Annotated in this window: 1 protein-coding gene; it reads left to right on the top strand. The window is 67.8% G+C overall.

From position 1 onward, the window contains the following. Nucleotides 1–259, top strand: a 259-nt coding sequence (locus tag AC1U89_RS24700) for an alpha/beta fold hydrolase (protein ID WP_479902248.1), incomplete at its 5' end; no start/stop codon positions are given. Between the last annotated feature and the right edge of the window lie 219 nt (nucleotides 260–478).

Here is a 478-nt window from a genome sequence, read left to right as displayed (position 1 = left end):
GTTTGTGCGGACCTACCCCGAGCAGAACCCGCTGCTGCACGACCTGCTGCCGTCCATCACCACGCCCACCCAGATCGTCGCGGGCCGCCACGATGACCTCGTGCCGTGGTCGAACAGCGAGTACCTGGACGGGCTCCTCCCCCACAGCGAGATGCATCCTCTCGACGCCGGCCACTTCGCGTGGGAGGAAGCACCGGAGGAGTACGGCCGACTGGTCGCCGACTGGGTCAGCGGCGGATATCGACGCGTCGCGGGCTAGGCGGCCCGCCGCACCGCACCGCGCATCCTCCAGGCCGGGAACGGCAGTCACGCGGGGGATTTCTCTGTGTGAAACTGATCCAATGATGGTCGCCGACTGGGTCAGCGGCGGATATCGACGCGTCGCGGGCTAGGCGGCCCGCCGCACCGCACCGCGCATCCTCCAGGCCGGGAACGGCAGTCACGCGGGGGATTTCTCTGTGTGAAACTGATCCAATGA

It is taken from the genome of Caulobacter sp. 05T431, from assembly GCF_056665975.1.
Note: the sequence above shows the minus strand (reverse complement) of the source record. Positions and strands in the feature narration are given on the sequence as shown.